Annotated in this window: 19 protein-coding genes; 7 read left to right on the forward strand and 12 right to left on the reverse strand. The window is 36.1% G+C overall.

What is annotated here, in order from left to right:
- Positions 1-35: 35 nt before the first annotated feature.
- Positions 36-626, reverse strand: a complete 591-nt coding sequence (locus JEP71_RS02365; RefSeq protein WP_100160253.1) for a fimbrial protein — start codon at positions 624-626, stop codon at positions 36-38.
- A 453-nt stretch (positions 627-1,079) separates the two neighbouring features.
- Positions 1,080-1,865, reverse strand: a complete 786-nt coding sequence (gene phoH, locus JEP71_RS02370; protein WP_198619949.1) for a phosphate starvation-inducible protein PhoH — start codon at positions 1,863-1,865, stop codon at positions 1,080-1,082.
- Positions 1,866-2,217: 352 nt separating this feature from the next.
- On the opposite strand from phoH, the gene JEP71_RS02375 reads away from it, so the two are divergent.
- Entirely contained in the window at positions 2,218-2,661 is a 444-nt protein-coding gene (locus JEP71_RS02375) for a methyltransferase family protein (protein WP_198619948.1), read from the forward strand.
- 15 nt (positions 2,662-2,676) lie between these two features.
- Here JEP71_RS02375 and JEP71_RS02380 read toward each other — a convergent pair whose 3' ends face one another.
- Entirely contained in the window at positions 2,677-3,660 is a 984-nt protein-coding gene (locus JEP71_RS02380; RefSeq protein ID WP_232797457.1) for an endonuclease, read from the reverse strand.
- A 253-nt stretch (positions 3,661-3,913) separates the two neighbouring features.
- Here JEP71_RS02380 and JEP71_RS02385 point away from each other — a divergent pair, with 253 nt between their 5' ends.
- Complete coding sequence (locus tag JEP71_RS02385; RefSeq protein WP_064720096.1) at positions 3,914-4,096, forward strand: hypothetical protein; 183 nt, start codon at positions 3,914-3,916, stop codon at positions 4,094-4,096.
- Between the two features lie 4 nt (positions 4,097-4,100).
- On the opposite strand, the gene JEP71_RS02390 is transcribed toward JEP71_RS02385, so the two are convergent.
- The 6 genes from JEP71_RS02390 to JEP71_RS02415 form a co-directional block, all read right to left on the reverse strand.
- Complete coding sequence (locus JEP71_RS02390; RefSeq protein WP_198619947.1) at positions 4,101-4,574, reverse strand: threonine/serine exporter; 474 nt, start codon at positions 4,572-4,574, stop codon at positions 4,101-4,103.
- Positions 4,565-5,368, reverse strand: coding sequence for a threonine/serine ThrE exporter family protein (locus JEP71_RS02395; protein ID WP_198619946.1), 804 nt, complete (start codon positions 5,366-5,368; stop codon positions 4,565-4,567). Before JEP71_RS02395 ends, JEP71_RS02390 begins: the two co-directional genes overlap by 10 nt.
- A 354-nt stretch (positions 5,369-5,722) precedes the next feature.
- On the reverse strand, positions 5,723-6,160 hold the full coding sequence (locus JEP71_RS02400) for a universal stress protein (protein ID WP_088495397.1): 438 nt from the start codon (positions 6,158-6,160) through the stop codon (positions 5,723-5,725).
- A 66-nt stretch (positions 6,161-6,226) separates the two neighbouring features.
- Entirely contained in the window at positions 6,227-6,565 is a 339-nt protein-coding gene (locus tag JEP71_RS02405; protein WP_072064066.1) for a hypothetical protein, read from the reverse strand.
- Between the two features lie 118 nt (positions 6,566-6,683).
- Entirely contained in the window at positions 6,684-7,112 is a 429-nt protein-coding gene (locus tag JEP71_RS02410; protein WP_036912874.1) for a universal stress protein, read from the reverse strand.
- A 142-nt stretch (positions 7,113-7,254) separates the two neighbouring features.
- A complete protein-coding gene (locus tag JEP71_RS02415) occupies positions 7,255-8,139 on the reverse strand; it encodes an NAD(P)H-hydrate dehydratase (RefSeq protein WP_198625695.1) in 885 nt (294 codons plus the stop codon).
- Positions 8,140-8,410: 271 nt separating this feature from the next.
- Here JEP71_RS02415 and JEP71_RS02420 point away from each other — a divergent pair, with 271 nt between their 5' ends.
- From JEP71_RS02420 to JEP71_RS02435, 4 genes are all read left to right on the forward strand, one after another.
- Positions 8,411-8,632, forward strand: a complete 222-nt coding sequence (locus JEP71_RS02420) for a DUF2594 family protein (RefSeq protein ID WP_006536484.1) — start codon at positions 8,411-8,413, stop codon at positions 8,630-8,632.
- Positions 8,633-9,374: 742 nt separating this feature from the next.
- Positions 9,375-9,737 (forward strand): hypothetical protein, encoded by a 363-nt coding sequence (locus JEP71_RS02425; RefSeq protein ID WP_198619945.1) that lies wholly within the window; start codon positions 9,375-9,377, stop codon positions 9,735-9,737.
- Between the two features lie 331 nt (positions 9,738-10,068).
- A complete protein-coding gene (gene hemB, locus JEP71_RS02430; protein ID WP_198625696.1) occupies positions 10,069-11,046 on the forward strand; it encodes a porphobilinogen synthase in 978 nt (325 codons plus the stop codon).
- A 65-nt stretch (positions 11,047-11,111) separates the two neighbouring features.
- Positions 11,112-11,576, forward strand: a complete 465-nt coding sequence (locus JEP71_RS02435; RefSeq protein ID WP_198619943.1) for an HIT family protein — start codon at positions 11,112-11,114, stop codon at positions 11,574-11,576.
- 100 nt (positions 11,577-11,676) lie between these two features.
- Here JEP71_RS02435 and JEP71_RS02440 read toward each other — a convergent pair whose 3' ends face one another.
- From JEP71_RS02440 to JEP71_RS02450, 3 genes are all read right to left on the reverse strand, one after another.
- Complete coding sequence (locus JEP71_RS02440) at positions 11,677-12,954, reverse strand: cytosine deaminase (RefSeq protein ID WP_198625697.1); 1,278 nt, start codon at positions 12,952-12,954, stop codon at positions 11,677-11,679.
- Entirely contained in the window at positions 12,944-14,194 is a 1,251-nt protein-coding gene (gene codB, locus JEP71_RS02445; protein ID WP_198619941.1) for a cytosine permease, read from the reverse strand. Before codB ends, JEP71_RS02440 begins: the two co-directional genes overlap by 11 nt.
- Before the next feature lie 292 nt (positions 14,195-14,486).
- A complete protein-coding gene (locus JEP71_RS02450) occupies positions 14,487-15,947 on the reverse strand; it encodes a TrkH family potassium uptake protein (protein ID WP_198619940.1) in 1,461 nt (486 codons plus the stop codon).
- Positions 15,948-16,231: 284 nt separating this feature from the next.
- Between JEP71_RS02450 and JEP71_RS02455 the strand changes: the two genes are divergently transcribed.
- Positions 16,232-17,389, forward strand: coding sequence for a pyridoxal phosphate-dependent aminotransferase (locus JEP71_RS02455; RefSeq protein ID WP_198625698.1), 1,158 nt, complete (start codon positions 16,232-16,234; stop codon positions 17,387-17,389).
- Positions 17,390-17,405 lie beyond the last annotated feature (16 nt).

Raw genomic sequence — 17,405 nt, forward strand, 5'->3', positions numbered from 1 at the left:
AAACCAGACCCAATATTGAGTCTGGTTTTTTTATATTATAAATAAGAAACAGTATAGATAACGTTAGAGTGTACTGGCCCTGTTTTAGCGGCTGTCGCATTTGTTTTATAGTAACTGGCAATTAAACGCAGAGTATCTGAATCTGGCGCTGTTTTATCGCCTTTAATACCTGTATCAAAGGTTGCGTTCAGTGGTATAGCAACTGTTGGAGCCGCAGGTGTTGATAAACTAAAGCCAACATTCTTTGCCACTAATGGATCATTTTCATTAGCGGTATCATTGACTAAATATAATCCACTGGTGGAAATGGTATTTGCAGATGAGAAATGTATCTTTAAATTACTTCCACTTGGCGTAGATGCAGGAGCACAATCAGAGAATGTCAAAGCAAACTCTTTTTGGTTTTTGGCAATAACAGTACTCGCCGTTGTTCCAGCATCCGTTACGGTAATAGGATCTAATAAAATAGAAAAGTCCGCACTATTTCCTCCATTAATTGTACAGGTGGTATCACTAATAGCACCAGAGAAAGAGATTATTCCACCAGCGCTGTTGGTTGCAGCAAATGCCGACGTCGACAATATAGCCACTGATAATAATGACAGTGGGAGTTTATTTTTAAGCATATATAACCCCAAGAATAGACAAATATTTAATTAGCAAAAATAAGCTACTATTATTGCCATCATTAACTAAAGGTGATGAAATTAGACCCTAGTCAATTTGATATTAGCCATAATTTAAAAAACCAACAAATGAATTTATCCGCTTTTTTAAATTTGTGACTTAAGTCAAATTAGATTCATAACCATACTTAGTTAATATGTAAATGTATTAATATTTAGCATTACTATCTAATTAAAAAATCATAAACAAAAGAACAATAACAATTAATTTATTAATAACAAGTCATAAAAAGAATATCTATAAATGAATTAATTTATTTTGGAATTTTTTATTCAAATTAAATATTCCACAATTAATAAAAAAGATAAATCACATCAAGGAAAATCAACAAATAAAAAGGCCACATTAGTATGCAGCCTTTTTAAATGTATACAAAAATTCCCATGCTCTATTTAATCATTATAAGCAGCTAATACATGTTGGCATAATGTAGAGCGTACACAATCTTCTTGCATAAATTTAATCACGCCTACACGATTATTGGCTTCAAATCGAATAAGAGCATCTGCTAATCCTGAATTTACATTTGAGGGTAAATCACACTGGGTAATATCTCCATTGACAATCACGGTAACATTTTCACCCATACGAGTTAGAAATAACTTCATTTGATTTACCGTCACATTTTGCGCTTCATCTAAAATAACAAATGCATTTTCAAAAGTACGGCCTCGCATATAAGCGAAAGGCGCAATTTCGACTTTACCGATTTCAGGTCTTAAACAGTATTGTAAAAATGAAGCGCCTAAACGTTTGACTAATACGTCGTAGACAGGACGAAAATAGGGTGCAAACTTTTCAGCAATATCACCAGGTAAGAAACCAAGATCCTCATCAGCTTGCAACACAGGTCGAGTAACAATGATACGTTCTATTTCTTTATTAATTAAAGCATCGGCAGCCATTGCAGCGCTGAGAAAGGTTTTACCACAGCCCGCTTCCCCTGTGGCAAAAATAAGATTCTGATGTTTAATTGCATTTATATATTGGCGTTGTGCTTCGTTGCGAGGAGATAACACCCTCTCATCACGCTTTTCTCTGGCCATACCAATTGTATTGATATCCCCAAATCCTGGTAAGACCATAACATTATCTCGATGTGCCCCATTACGTTGCTCTTTACGTGAGGTGCGTTTATTTTCTCGGCGTAAACGTGTTGCTGCTTTTTGTCTACTCATAGTGGAATTTATCCTTGTTAGTCTTCAAAAAGTCATCGACATCTCTGTTTATATTCCATTCACTTACCGATGAGTCCCCTTCAGACCCTGTTTAGTCGCAAAAAACAAAAAAACCGGTCACAATCCTGAACATTAAACATCAATGAACGGTTGTTGCCGGTTTTCTGTGAGTAACGAGATATTTCCATTGCTTCTGTCATTCATATTCCCCATCATGGAGTTAGAGTGAAAATTAACGAAGCTTTATGACAGTATAATGACAAAAGAAAAATATTTTCAATACTGAAATGATTTATAACGAGATGGACTTAACATAAAAACAACAATTAAGTGTTATTTTAGGGGGAAGTAAATGAGTTTCTTGCGATTACCTTTTGTTTATTGGTTATTACTTAACCTAATTCCATTTATTGGTTTTGAACTTCACTCTGGCTCTCTCAAAATGGGCTTCTTTTTTTACCTCGGTTTGCTCACCATTACGACTTCAGGGATCTGGCTTTTTTATTGCCTCTCATTTTTTATTAAACAAAAAACCTCTCCTAACCCCAATCACACCCCTCGACAATTAGTAATAAGTGGCCCTTATAAAATAAGTCGCAATCCTATGTATCTCGGTTTCTTAGATATTAGTATTGGGTTATTTTTTATTTTTGGTAATTGGGGATTTTTGGGCGCGGCAATTGCGTTTTACTTTATTACTGATCGCTATACGATAGTGCGTGAAGAGAAAATCTTAAGTGAATTATTTCCACAAGCGTGGCAACAATATTGTCGCCACGTTCGTCGTTGGATGTAATCTAAATAATTACGATTAAGGCTGTTTACAGTTATTAGCTAAACGGTAACCTGCCTTAATGGCCTCACTCTCTGTTTTAAATAAAACCGCATTTTTATCTGACATTGTTTTATAACCTGAGCAATGTGCAAAATGGTAGATCTTGCTATTTACATTACCCTTAATGTCTCCCGATTGTGGTGTACTGGCTTGTTTCGGTGTTTCCACTTTGGCTCTAGTCACTGGCGTACTATTTGTTGCAGATAATCCTGCACCACTATTTTTATGCCCTAATTGCCATTTCATTTCACCCGTTACAAAAGGATTATGATATCCAACAATACGAGCAATACGGCTATCACGTTCTTTTTCCCATGCGGTTGGTGGATAAGCATTATCCCAAGCCATTAATAACTGTTGTTGCTGACGTGACATTGAGAGGTTATAACGGTCGTGTAAATAGAAATAAACTCTTGCCACTTGGCCTTTGACTTCATTCCGAGGTTCAAAAGTGCGAGAAGCAAAGTCAACACGACTACGGCATTGCCCATATTGATAAGGTGCTTGAGCGGGTAATTGTCCAAAACTAAAATTGCTACGATCACCGTTAACTTCACCAATAGATGGCGCTAAGTTATGTAAATCGGCTTCGATTTTGCCAAAAACAGGATCGTTTTTCACACAGTTAGTTCGACCTCCATTTTGCCAACATTGACGTTGATGCCCAAAAACCCATGCTGGAACAATATGTTCCCACTCAATACGAGCCGCTCTTGTTTGCTGTGTTCTCACTTGATAACCACAACTGGCTAAATCAACGCGACCTCCCGATTTCCCTACCCATTCCCAATCACAACCACAATAAATCGTTCCTTGCGATTTTTGATTTTGATCATAATAAATACGTTCTTTTGCTATCTCTTTCGCTTTGGTGAAATTTTCAGGGGCTTGTGCTTGAACATTTAGCGCAATAACAAATAAACCCAACACAACCGCGGTATAGTGTAATATTTTTCTCAAAGTGGTATCTGCCTTACTCTTTATTTTATTAAACCCAATAAGAATTATCTTTAATAACCAACTGATAATCTTATTTTTATTTTGCCTAATATTACCTTTTTTTGATTTATTTTGGGCAATCTTTCTTGCTATTTTTTGTATAAAAAATAAAACAATAAGCGTGAATGGTGATAGAAAAAGCCGTTATTCTCGACATTAACGCAAAAGGGATTTGCTATGGTTTACTCCATCAATGATTTGGAGAAATTTAAAAATGAATGAGAATATGCTGAATTTGATGGACGAATTAGTCGAGATAACAAAAAAGCATGCGAATAACGAAGATGTTAAAGCGCATGCCAGTTTAGAATCTGAGAATAAATTACGAATTCAAATTATTATTTCCGACAAAAATGAGCTAGATATTACATTAAATTCGCTACAACACGCCGTATAAGCTTTTATACACTCGGACGCTTGCGATACAACCATAATCCCGGCAAGGATAGCCCGATAGAGAGCGCACCGACAATAAATGAAGCTTTAAGGAAATTAGTAACTAAAGCTTCAAAAATTTCCGCGCTATAACCAATTTGCGTTAACTTCACCACTGAGATCATCGCTATATATGCATTTATTCCAGGGAACATAGGAATAACCGCTGCAACAGTAAAGACTTTAGGGTGTGCAAGCCACCAGCGTGACCATTGAATACCTATGCACCCCACTAAAATAGCAGCACAAAAACTTGACCACTCAATGTTCATACCACTCATCACTAAAATAGTACGAGAGCCGTGGCCTATTGCACCTAATAATGCGCAATATTTTAATGCCCTTGAAGGTACATTAAATACCATTGCAAAACCGACCGCAGGAATAGCAGCTAAAATCATATCTTCAATCAGGGTAAGAATTATCGTTATTATGCCCAATCTCTTAACCCCCATACTGCCATGGCTAAAATAACACCTAGACAGGTTGCCAATGTTAACATTGTTGCCATTGCCCAACGCGCTAAGCCAGTATTAACATGCCCTTTAAACATATCAGCGACAGCATTAATTAAAGGAAATCCGGGAACCAACAATAAGACGCTGGCAGCCATTGAAATAGTCGCTGTAGTTTGAAAATAAGAGAGCTTTAATAATAGACCTGAAACTGAAGTTGCTACAAATGCCGTAATACAGAAATTAATTAATGGATTCATTTGGCGATGTGTTAATGCTTGGCGTACAAACATACCAAAACCACCACCAATGGCAGAAACTAAAAAGCCATCCCAGTTACCACCATTCAATTTAGAGAAACAACCACAAGATAAGGCAACCATAAAAATAATCGCCCAACGAGGATAACGTAATGGTTTTATATGCTCAAAGCGTTTTCTGGCTTCATGAATATCTGCAAGATGATGTTCAACCAAAATAACAATATGCTGAACTTCTGTCACAACATGCATATTAATGCCACGGTCGACTATCTTTCGTGTTGATGTTTGGCAATGCCCGTTAACAATCGTGGTTAATACAACTGCATTAGCAGAAATTGCGCTTTCGACTTGATGTACACCTAAAGCTAAACCTAGACGGGTTGAAAGCTGTTCAACCAGCATACTTTCTGCGCCATGTTGCAATAGCAACAACGCAGTTTGAATACATAACTTGGTAATTTCACGCTGTTTATCTTGTGAAATGGCTGTGCACTCTGCCATTATCTCATTATCCATACTATGCCTTAGTTTTAATCAAAAACGAGCCATTGCTAATATAAAGTTTATCAGCATAGCTCGTTTCTCGCTCTATTATCTTTCAATACTATTATGAACAAATAAAATATTTTAGGCAGTAAGTAGATCAATTTTATCGATGGATAGCCATAAATATTGGCATAGGAAAGTACAATACAATGATAAATATCCATTCTTGTTTTTAAATCGCATCATCAAATAGCTATCACTATTTTAATAAGCAATCACACGCACAAATCAATTTAAAATGGCAATGCTTAAATGCAAAAATAAAAAACCCCTAAATAAAAAATCTAGGGGTTTTAGGCTATTTTTTAACTTTTATAAAAAATTTTAGCGAACAACTAAAACAGATTGTTTAGCATAAGCGACAATACCTGATGCATTGGAGCCTAATAGGTGTGTCGAAATACTTGGGCGGCGTGAGCCAATCACGATTAAATCAGCATTAATTTTTTCAGCCAGCTCTAAAACTTTATCTCTTGCAGAACCAAATACAGCTGAAAATTCAACTTGTTCATTTGGCAAATCAATACCATTAGCTAATTCTTGCAGTTGTTCTTGTACACGCTCAAGTGCTTTATTTGCAAAAGAACTGAGCATGTCATAATGGTAACTATAACTAATAGAGAAACGTGAAATATCAGGAATAGCATGGAAAAGATGCAGTTTTGCGCCTTCTAATTTAGCAATATAAACAGCGTGTTGTAAGGCTTTAGTCGTTAACTCATCTTCTGAAATATCAACAGGTACTAGAATTGTCTTGTACATAGCAACTCCTCATTATCAGATTATTGTCTGTTTATTATTGTAGCGTTAAACCCACAGCTTGCTTATTTAATCTTCCTCAAGATGCCATTTATGCAATTGTCGATGAATAAAAGGTGTCACTACAAGCCCAATCGATAAAATAAAAACACACTGAAGAAATAAACCATAGATTGCAATAAAAAAGCGCCCTGTTGGGGTTGCAGGTGCTGGCTCTACTGGCTGACCACTTAACATAGAGATTGCATTTAATGAAGATTCCATAAAGGTATGCCCTTCAATTAAATAAAACCCTAATACACCAGGTAATAATCCTAAGAAAAAGAAAATAGAGCCTATTACATAATAGCGTAAGATGCGTAGAATAAAATGATCGAGCCTTAAAAGTTCTTCGGTAAATTTTTCCATTCTTATCCACTTTCTAGACTGTTTATTCAATAAACTGCTTATTGAATAAATAAGATAAGCTACGCAAAAAAACTAAAATATATGCTATGAGGGATGCTCATAGCATATTAGTAATATATTAACGAACAACTAACACTGAAATTTCAGCATAGCGAACAACACCCGCTGCCGTTGAACCTAATAAATGAGTACTAATATTAGGTCTACGTGAACCAATCACAATTAAGTCTGCTTGAATATCTTTTGCTGTGACCAAAATTTCATCACGAGGTGAGCCAAAAGTAACCGTATAAGCGACCTTTTCAGCAGGCAAATCCACCGAATCTACCAACATTTGCATATCATTCTCTGCTTTCACTGTCGCTTTATCTTTAATTTCTGGATAACCCAATGAATAAGCATTAATGATTGCTGAAGAGATAGGAAGAACATGAATTAAATGTAAATTAGCTCCTGTTTCTTTGGCTAAATACACAGCATGTCGTACCGCTTTACTGGTTAACTCTTCTTCCACAATATCAATAGGCACTAAAATCGTTTTATACATAATAACTCCTCTTAACTCTCCATTTGCCTTAATCCTATCGCAATAACCCAAAGATTACTGTGAGTGAATTAACTAAAAACAACCTAATCTTAATATAAACCTACTTTAATTATTAATACGTTAAGCTAAAAAATAAAAGCGATTATTCAAAATAGTTTGCATTATGTTGCTGTGATAATGTCCATATTTGATTGCGAATATTCCGGATAGTATCAATCAATTCTGATGCAGTTAATCCGATTGGTCCAATACCTTTTTTAACTAAAATATCCGCCGACATTCCATGTATCCAAACAGCACTTCTCACCGCATCCGCCATTGTCATTCCTTGTGCTAAAAAACTTCCCATAACGCCTGTTAGCACATCACCACTCCCCGCGGTTGATAATCCACTATTACCAGTTGTATTAATTGTGATTTCCCCTTTCGGAGAAGTCACTACGGTATGTTGACCTTTGATAATTGCCCAGCAATGATAAATCTTCGCAATTTCTTTCGCCGCTTCTTCTCTATTATTTTGAATATCATTTAGCGTGCAATTAAGCAAAATAGACGCTTCTTTAGGGTGTGGTGTTAATACACAGTGCTGATTAAGTGAGAGTTCTGATTTAAGATTAGCCATTAACACTAATGCATCCGCATCAAAAACATAAGGTCTATTTTCATTACGCTGTGCTAAAGCTATTGATAAGATTTCTTCAGAATTTGCAGATAATCCTAATCCACACCCAATCGCCCAAGCAGAAATATCTTGCTGATTTATCAACGCTTGGGCTGTTTTAAGCATAAGCTCTGGTCCACTATCAATAAAAGGGATAGGAAGTTGCGATTGAGCAAAACCAAGAAATACCTTTCCACACCCTGCTTTCAATGCACTTTTGCCTGCTAACACAATAGCACCGCTCATTCCTTCTGAGCTGCCTACAATACCTAATGTGCCGAATGTTCCTTTATGTGTATTTCCTGATTTGCGCTGATAAAGTGCGGGATAATGAGTGATAGCCTGTAATAATTGTTCTTCATTCATATTATTTTCCCTTTTTCTGCATTTTTCTTATTGCTCGCAATGGTTGCTCTACCACATTTTGTTTGTATTAACGTTAAAAGCATAACGTTCAAAGTATAGCCTGATTTCGACTAATAAATGGGATCACTGGCTATTTTGTCTTTTTATCATGCTAACAAATTCAATATGATAAAATGCTTTTATTATCGCTATTCATACCTTGCTGAGACTTTGCTATTCTAATGACCTAGCCTGATATGATTTATAAATTAAAGACAAAGGAACGTAGATAATGAACGAGAAGTTTAAAACACAAGCAGATGTAGAAACATTAGCAGAAGAAGTGGCTTGCTTAAAAACACTAGTCACCTATATGTTAAAAGCATTAGGTCAAGCAGATGCTGGACGTGTTATTTTAAACATTGAACGTGCTATTGCAGAAGTTGATGATGAAAAACAAGCAGAAACATTCCGTAATACGATTAGCCAAATTAAGACAGCCTATCGTCAATAATACATTTATTTTCGAATTGAGTACTCGCACATATTTTTATTCTATTTTCTAATCTTTTTGTGCTGCACAAATAAACAAATTTTGATTTCAAATTTCCTATATACTCAATCTCGAAATAAACCATTCTTTATTCATTTAGCTACCCCTCTATCTTTATAGAGGGGATTTTTTTCTTTTACCCGCCTCAATATTTCTATTCAAATTCTTTTCATATCATCCAAATGATAATGAGTTTGTTTTCTTTTGGTGTATTTAACCAATAGTCACTATCAAAACTTATTTTTGTTTAAAATTTTTAATGTTATTTGGATTAAATAATAGAATTAGAAATCTTGCCATCATTGCCAACACGAACATAAATTAACTTATTAAATACAATGTATTAAAATTATCTCAATGATAACTGATAATCACTTAACTTTTTTATTCTGTTTTTTATATTTAAAGCGCACATTTTGTTACTTTTAACACAAATAAAAATTAATCGTATAAAATGTAAATAAAGATAAATCCTAATATTATTGTATTTTGAGTTATTTTATATATTGTAAATTGTAAGGTTTTATTAAGTCAAAATTTGCTAGCTTATTGTCCCTAAACACAATTATAGCGAAAGCAGCTAAAACCAATAGGATTAAAAATATTAACTATTTATATTTTTACACTTTTTCTGATTTATCGTCACTCCTGTTTATATGTTACACTCAATAAATATGTACTAAAAAATAAACATGAGGCTAAAATGAAACCACTTCTCTTATCTCTGCTATTATTACCTGCTGTTGCTTTTGCAAACCCAACAAAAATGGCTGATGATTACTGCGATACTTTTAAAGATATCTCAATTAAAGCTTATGATACAAAAGAGCCAGCAGAGAAAATTGCTAAAGATGCAATGGCCTCTCTGAGTGCAAAGAAATTTGATTTTGCAAAACTGGAAGCAACTGAAGCACAATTCACTGAAGGTGCTATTGAGGTTGTTAATTCTTTACGTGAAGCCAAATCTGAAATTGGTTCTCGCGCAGAGTTCCAAGATGGTTTAACTCAAATTGTTGCGGCTTGTAAAGTTCAAATGGTTGCAGCATTAGAAGAGCCAAAAAAATAATCTTCTCATTAAAGAATGGGTAAAAATCAATATAAAGAGTAGAAATTATCCTGCTCTTTTTTATTTTCCCCTCACCTATCACTTATTCCTCTCCTCTTTTCTCTTTTCTCTTTTCTCTATAATTAACGTTCTATACTCTAAATAATTCAAGATGTAGCTAGGCGACAAGTGAATGAGTCGCTAGGAGCATACATAAGTAGTGACTACGCAGCCAACAACGCTACAGCTTGAAGTATGACGAGTATGAATTATAGAGTATCTATGTATCAATATTAAGGTTTATAATACCTCGGTAAATACTTGTTAGTACTGGCCATAAAAAGGAGATATTGTGAGCAACGAACAATCCATCCAGCGTTTAAGAAGACTACGCCAGTCAGAAAACCTGCGCGCGCTCTTTCAAGAAACAACTCTGACTAAAAATGATCTCGCTCTGCCTATCTTTGTAGAAGAAGGGCTTGATGATTACCAACCGATTAAAAGCATGCCAGGTGTTGTTCGTATTCCTGAAAAACGCCTTGCTTATGAAATTGAACGCATTGCAAAAGCAGGCATTAAAACTGTTATGACTTTTGGCGTATCACATCACCTTGATGAAACAGGAAGTGATGCTTGGAAAAGTGACGGTTTAGTTTCTCGCATGTCTCGTATTTGTAAAGATGCCGTACCAGAAATGATTGTCATGTCTGATACCTGTTTTTGTGAATACACATCACATGGTCACTGTGGTGTTTTACATGGTGAACATGTTGATAATGATGAAACTATCTATAATTTAGGGCTTCAAGCTGTTGCTGCCGCACAAGCGGGTGCTGATTTTATCGCGCCATCAGCGGCAATGGATGGCCAAGTTGCTGCTATTCGTGCCGCACTTGATAAAGCAGGATTTAGCGGCACAGGTATTGTTTCTTACTCGACTAAATTTGCTTCTGCCTTATATGGTCCTTTCCGCGATGCAGCAGGCTCTCGCTTAATTGGTGATCGTAAAACTTATCAAATGAATCCAATGAACCGCCGTGAAGCGATCCGTGAATCATTAATTGATGAGCAAGAAGGCGCTGATATGCTGATGGTAAAACCAGCGGGTGCTTATTTAGATATTATTCGCGATGTGCGTGAACGTACTTTATTACCTTTAGCGGCTTATCAAATCAGCGGTGAATATGCGCAAATTAAATTTGCGGCATTAGCGGGTGCAATCGATGAAGATCGTGTGGTAATGGAGACTTTAGGCTCAATTAAACGTGCAGGTGCAGATTTAATTCTATCTTACTTCGCACTTGATTTAGCAGAAAGAAATCTACTTTAATCACCTTATACGCTAAATAATTCAATAAGTTGAAGTATGTAGAATATAGATATGAGGCTACGACTATGGATAACTGTATTTTCTGCCAAATCGTTGCGGGTAAAGCGCCTTGCCATAAAATTTGGGAGGATGATCATCATCTTGCTTTCCTCTCTATTTTTCCCAATACCAAAGGTTTTACCGTTGTTATTCCCAAAAAGCACTACCCGAGTTATGCGTTTGATTTAAACGATGAAGCTTTAGCATTATTGGTTATCGCGACAAAAAAAGTAGCAAAAATCTTAGATAAAACATTCCCCGATGTTTCACGCTCAGGAATGTTTTTTGAAGGGTTTGGGGTTGATCATGTTCATAGTAAACTTAGCCCGATGCACGGCACAGGTGATATGACAAAATGGGCGCCTATTGAAAATAAACAAAAGATTTTCTTTGAGAAATACCCCGGATATCTTTCATCGCATGATTTTGAACGTGCGAGTGATGAAGAACTTGCACAATTAGCAGCGTTGATCAGAAAAAATAGCCGATAATAAAAAGAAAACAGGTATTAAATCTTTATAAAAAAATAACGGATAAGTGATTAATCGACTTATCCGTTTTATCTGTTATTCGAAAATCCAACTTGTTAGATTATTTATAATTAATCGCTGTTGGCTTATCTAACATAATTTCTGTTTTCGCTGGCTCTGTTTGTGCAATCACTTTACCGTGGCGAATTGAATAACGTACAGGTACTTGACGGCGTAAGGCATCAAATCCATTATCTGCGGGCAAAATAATAAAGTTTGCACTATTTCCTATTTCAACACCGTAATCCGTTAAGACCAATGTTTTCGCACTATTATGACTAATTAACTGTAACCCATTATCAATTTGACCATAGCCCATTAATTGGCAAACATGCAGTCCCATATGTAAGACTTGAAGCATATTTGCTGTGCCTAATGGATACCAAGGATCAAAAACATCATCATGACCAAAGCAAACATTAATATTACTTTCTAGCATCTCTTTTACACGAGTAATACCGCGACGCTTTGGATAAGTATCAAAACGACCTTGCAAGTGAATATTAACTAAAGGATTCGCCACAAAGTTAATACCAGACATTCTTAATAAACGGAATAAACGCGAAGTATAAGCCCCATTATAAGAATGCATTGCGGTTGTATGACTTGCTGTTACTTTTGAGCCCATATTTTCTTTATGTGCTAAAGCGGCAACAGTTTCAACAAAGCGAGATTGTTCATCATCAATTTCATCACAATGAACATCAATTAAGCGATCATATTTTTGTGCTAATGCAAAGGTTTTATGCAGTGATTCAACACCATATTCACGCGTAAATTCAAAGTGAGGAATAGCACCGACAACATCAGCGCCTAATTTTAATGCTTCTTCTAATAAAGCTTCACCATTAGGGTAAGACAAAATACCTTCTTGTGGAAAAGCAACAATTTGCAAATCAATCCAAGGTTTAATTTCTTCTTTCACTTCCAGCATGGCTTTTAATGCTGTCAGCGATGGATCCGAAACATCAACATGGGTTCTAACATGTTGAATACCATTAGCAATTTGCCATTGAAGCGTTTGCCATGCACGTTGTTTAACATCATCATGAGTTAACAGCGCTTTTCTTTCAGCCCAACGCTCGATACCCTCAAATAATGTTCCCGATTGATTCCAATTCGGTTGCCCTGCTGTTTGTGTTGTATCTAAATGAATATGAGGCTCAACAAAAGGAGCATGAACTAAACCACCTTGCGCATCTAATGCTTCAGAATGAAAGTTATTCTCAGGTTGTGGCTCTATCGCTTCAATTTTATTGTTTTTAAGCGTAATGCGCCACAAACCCTCTTTTCCAACGAGACGAGCATGATTAATTTGTTCGATATTCTTACCCAGCATGACTTATCTCCGCTTGTCGAGCTGTACGACGATTTAATATTGGATTTAACACAGCGTAACTAATTGCACCACCTAATACTGCGTTAACAGGTACGATACCTGGTAACCAGTGCCCCGCGGCAATACCAATTGCAACAGCCAGTAATGCGACCCAGTTAACTGATTGCATTTTATCTGCATTGAAGGTGCTATAACGATCTTTATTCATCAGATAATCTGCAATGATAACACCACCTACTGGTGGAATTGCGGCAGATAAAAAGGTTAACCAGCCAACAAAGTTATTATAGAGCCATAATGCACACAGTGTACCGACAATGCCATTTATCACTGAAAGCTTTTTGCTTGATAAGCCTGTAATATTGGCAAATCCTAATCCAGAGGCATATAACGCATTATCATTGGTTGTCCAAATATTTAAGCCTAATACGACAATCGCTGGAAGTAATAATCCTTGCGCAATCATCACATCAGAAATATCTGCCATTCCCAATGAAGCGGCACCTGCTGCACCAAAGACAAACATCAATGTATTGCCTAAAAAGAACGCAACAATTGCGACAACTACTGCAACTTTAGGGTTTCGTCCAAAACGGACAAAGTCAGCTGTAAGCGTTCCCGCACTAATAAACGATCCGACAACCATCGCCAGCGCTAAATTGAAATCTAATGGCTGAGTTGGTTTAACACCCATTAACGTTGAAAGCCCGCCCATATCATGTATGGCAAGATAAACAGAGTAACTGCCAAGGATGGCGATTGCTGGAACAGCAATGATAGAGAGAACGGTGAGAGCGGAAATACCGAAGAATACAGTGATGGTCATTAAAATGCCGGAAACGGCGATGAGGAGATTAATATCAATACCAGTGGCTTTTCCTACCGGGATGGCAAACATTGCCACACCCACACCAAACCAACCAACTTGAGTACCACCGAGTAAAAATGAGGGAAGCCAAGAACCTTTAATACCGAAAGAGTAACGCGCGAGGAGATGAGTAGTAAGACCTGTTTTTGAACCAATAAAACCAAGAAATGCGGTGTAGATACCAAGAAGAAGATTACCAATTAGAACTGCGAGGAAGAAATCATTGAAGGAAAGACCAGTACCAAGAGCGCCGCCAGTCCACATACTGGCTGAAAAAAACGTTAATCCCAACATCACAAAGGTTAACGCCAATCCACCCTTTCTTGCGGATATGGGCACAGGGCCCTGACTATAATTGTTGTCCTGAGACACTTTAACCTCCTATTCATTTCACCTAGCCAAAAAAATCTGACGAATTCTATCTATATAAAAATATTATGCAAACGTTTTCGTTGTCTGTTTATTATAATTAATGGAACGCTTCATTTAAGGAGAGTTGATGTTTATCACAAAAATAGGAGAAAAATCGTTATTGTATTTGAAGTTATCTAATTTTATAGAATGGATTTTTAAGAAAGAATTTCTTTAGAGAAATTAATGATAATATTCTTTATCTTTTAAACCATGTTCATTTTTAAATCATAACGTTTATTTTAGTCATATTTTAATTACGCCAAAAGGAAGCAGATAATAAAACAAGTAGCGTATAAATTTCTAATCGACCAAGTAACATAGCAAGACACATTAAATATTTTGCACTGTCGGTAATTTCACCAAAACCAGCAACTGTTTCACCAAATCCCAATCCCATATTATTTAAACATGCTGCCACCGTAGCAAAAGCTGTAATTAAATCGTAGCCCATCATGCTTAAACACCAAATAAAAAAACAAGCGCAGAGTGTATAAAGAAAAAAGAAACTCCAAACGGAATTAAGGAGTCGAGAAGTTATAATACTGTCGCCGACACGAACGGAACTCACTGATTTTGGATGAATTAATTGATGAATTTCTTGGCGACTCTGTTTATAGAGAATTAAAAATCGAATAGCTTTAATTCCACCACACGTCGAACCAACACAACCACCAAAAAAACTAGAAAATAGTAAGAGAACAATAATATGTTGTGGCCATTGAGCATAATCTGCTGTTGCAAGCCCGTTGTCAGTGATCATCGAACTGGTTAGAAAAAAAGAATGAATAAAAGCATCTGGGAATGAATACATATTACTGCGCCATGTTTCAAATGTGATCAAACCGATAACTAGCAATGCCACTGTAATAAAAAAACGAAACTCTGGATTGGTTAATAATGGTCGTAAACTAAATTTAGCTAAGGATGCAAAATAGAGGGTAAAATTGACGGCTGAAAGGAGTGAAAATAGCCCTGCAACAAATTCAATTTTTGCGCTATTAAAATAGCCAATGCTTTCGCTATATGTTGAAAATCCGCCTAAAGACACAGTCGATAAACCATGACAAAGCGCATCAAAAAAAGACATTCCCGCTATTTTAAACGCGATAATACATAAACTACCTAGCAGAATATAAGTAAACCATAAATTACGAGCTGTACTTGCTAAGCGAGGCGTTAACTTTTCTTCTTTAAATGGCCCAGGCATTTCAGATTGATATAATTTCATGCCCCCAATGCCTAATAAGGGAAGAACGGCAACAGCCAGTACAATAACACCTAATCCTCCAACAAAATTTAACTGTGCGCGATAGTAAAGAATAGATTTAGGTAAATCAGTCACATTGTGAAAAACAGAAGCGCCTGTGGTTGTTATCCCTGACACCCCTTCAAAAAGCGCATCAACAAAGCGCATATTAAGTTGCTCATTCAGCCATAAAGGTAATGTGCTAATTAAAGAAAATAACAACCAAAACAAGGCAATAATAATAAATCCATCTCGTGTTTTCAGCTGAATATCTTTTATTTTTGTTTTCAGCCAAATAAATAAACCTCCACAAAAAAAGATAAAAAAACACAATGCAAAAGAAAATAGACTTTGCTCTTTTTCATATAGCGCAACCAACATAGGCGGTATCATTGTTAAGCTATAAAGAACAATGAGAAAGCTACAAAGATGCACAATGATTTTAAAATGATTAGATACACGCATAAATGATGATGCCCATATTCGCGATTTAGTCCGCTACATTAAATGTTCAGAATTGACATAATTCAGTATGGCTTATCATTATCAATAATTTTTCTTTTTATTTTAAATTGATAACTGACAAGTTTACTCCCTACTCATTCTTTTTTTCAATGACAGAACTTTCCCCCCCAACCCCAAAAGTGAATTTATACTCACAAATACAACATAATTATTTACTTCTATCTTTTTTTTAGTAATCTATAAGAACTAATAAAACATAGAATAATTTACTTGGGAAACATAACATGAATCGTCGGTCATTTTTAACTTCATCCAGCTTAGTGATTGGTGGTCTTTCATTAAGTTCATTTGTTAGCTCTGCCTATGCCAATGAAACACTAAAAAATAAATTGGTATTTAATGCAGAAAATCCGTTACTGCTAAATTTTAATGAAAATTCACTTGGTATGTCGCAAAAAGCGAAACAGGCTATTATTGATGCTTTACCTAATGCCTTTAGATATCCAGACGATGCGCGTAGCTCATTAATTAGCGAATTAGGGAAAGAATTTAAACTTTCAGATAAGCACATCACCTTGGGAAATGGCTCATCTGAGACAATTCAAGCAGCCGTACAGTTTGTGGCAAATAAAGCACAAAAAGAAGGTAAAGCGGTTCAACTTATTGTTCCTGATCCAACATTTAACTATGCCGAACTTTATGCAGAACCTTTAGGCGTAAAAATCGTTAAAGTACCCGTTGATAAAACACTGGCGTTTGATTTAGCAACCATGCAGAAAAAAGCGCAAGAGTTTGATGGTATTAGCATGGTATATTTATGCAATCCGAATAACCCAACAGCGATGTTAACGCCGACGGCTTCATTGACGAATTGGATAAAATCAGCCAAAGAAAATGTCTTTTTTATTATTGATGAAGCTTATGCGGAATTCGCTTCAACGCCTGAATTTACCAGTGCGATTACATTAGTTGAAGCGGGTTATAAAAACCTAATTGTTGCACGTACTTTCTCAAAAATTTACGCATTAGCAGGGCTTCGTGTGGGTTATGGTGTTGCTGTACCTGAGGTTATTGCCAATGTTGATGTGTTTGTTTCCATTGATAATACCAACACCGCGGGCGCAGTGGCTGCATTAGCCTCATTAAAAGATAAAGCTTATGTGGAATATAGCCGTAAATCGATTGATGTTTCTCGTCAAATGGTTGTTGATGTCTTAAAAGAGCTGGATATTGAATATGCACCTTCTTATGCGAACTTTATATTCCATAAAGTGAAAGGCGATGTAAAAACCTATCAAAACAGAATGAAAGAAGCGAATATTATGGTTGGTCGTGAGTTTCCACCTGCTTTGGGTTGGAGCCGTTTAACGTTAGGCACACCAGAAGAGATGAGCTATTTTGTTTCTACATTAAAAGCCTTTAGAACTAAAGGTTGGATTTAATCTGATTTGGTGATCT

The sequence above is a fragment of the Proteus sp. PR00224 genome, from assembly GCF_016238105.1.
In the GTDB taxonomy this organism is placed as follows: Bacteria; Pseudomonadota; Gammaproteobacteria; order Enterobacterales; family Enterobacteriaceae; genus Proteus.

Bases quoted from the DNA above. Each gene is read 5' to 3' on its own strand.
- phoH (WP_198619949.1), bottom strand. From the start codon at position 1,865: ATGAGTAGACAAAAAGCAGCAACACGTTTACGCCGAGAAAATAAACGC.
- JEP71_RS02420 (WP_006536484.1), top strand. From the start codon at position 8,411: ATGAACGAGAAGTTTAAAACACAAGCAGATGTAGAAACATTAGCAGAA.
- JEP71_RS02415 (WP_198625695.1), bottom strand. From the start codon at position 8,139: ATGAATGAAGAACAATTATTACAGGCTATCACTCATTATCCCGCACTT.
- JEP71_RS02450 (WP_198619940.1), bottom strand. From the start codon at position 15,947: ATGCGTGTATCTAATCATTTTAAAATCATTGTGCATCTTTGTAGCTTT.
- JEP71_RS02405 (WP_072064066.1), bottom strand. From the start codon at position 6,565: ATGGAAAAATTTACCGAAGAACTTTTAAGGCTCGATCATTTTATTCTA.
- JEP71_RS02425 (WP_198619945.1), top strand. From the start codon at position 9,375: ATGAAACCACTTCTCTTATCTCTGCTATTATTACCTGCTGTTGCTTTT.
- JEP71_RS02375 (WP_198619948.1), top strand. From the start codon at position 2,218: ATGAGTTTCTTGCGATTACCTTTTGTTTATTGGTTATTACTTAACCTA.
- JEP71_RS02435 (WP_198619943.1), top strand. From the start codon at position 11,112: ATGGATAACTGTATTTTCTGCCAAATCGTTGCGGGTAAAGCGCCTTGC.
- JEP71_RS02385 (WP_064720096.1), top strand. From the start codon at position 3,914: ATGAATGAGAATATGCTGAATTTGATGGACGAATTAGTCGAGATAACA.
- JEP71_RS02395 (WP_198619946.1), bottom strand. From the start codon at position 5,368: ATGGATAATGAGATAATGGCAGAGTGCACAGCCATTTCACAAGATAAA.
- JEP71_RS02410 (WP_036912874.1), bottom strand. From the start codon at position 7,112: ATGTATAAAACGATTTTAGTGCCTATTGATATTGTGGAAGAAGAGTTA.
- JEP71_RS02440 (WP_198625697.1), bottom strand. From the start codon at position 12,954: ATGCTGGGTAAGAATATCGAACAAATTAATCATGCTCGTCTCGTTGGA.
- JEP71_RS02400 (WP_088495397.1), bottom strand. From the start codon at position 6,160: ATGTACAAGACAATTCTAGTACCTGTTGATATTTCAGAAGATGAGTTA.
- JEP71_RS02365 (WP_100160253.1), bottom strand. From the start codon at position 626: ATGCTTAAAAATAAACTCCCACTGTCATTATTATCAGTGGCTATATTG.
- JEP71_RS02455 (WP_198625698.1), top strand. From the start codon at position 16,232: ATGAATCGTCGGTCATTTTTAACTTCATCCAGCTTAGTGATTGGTGGT.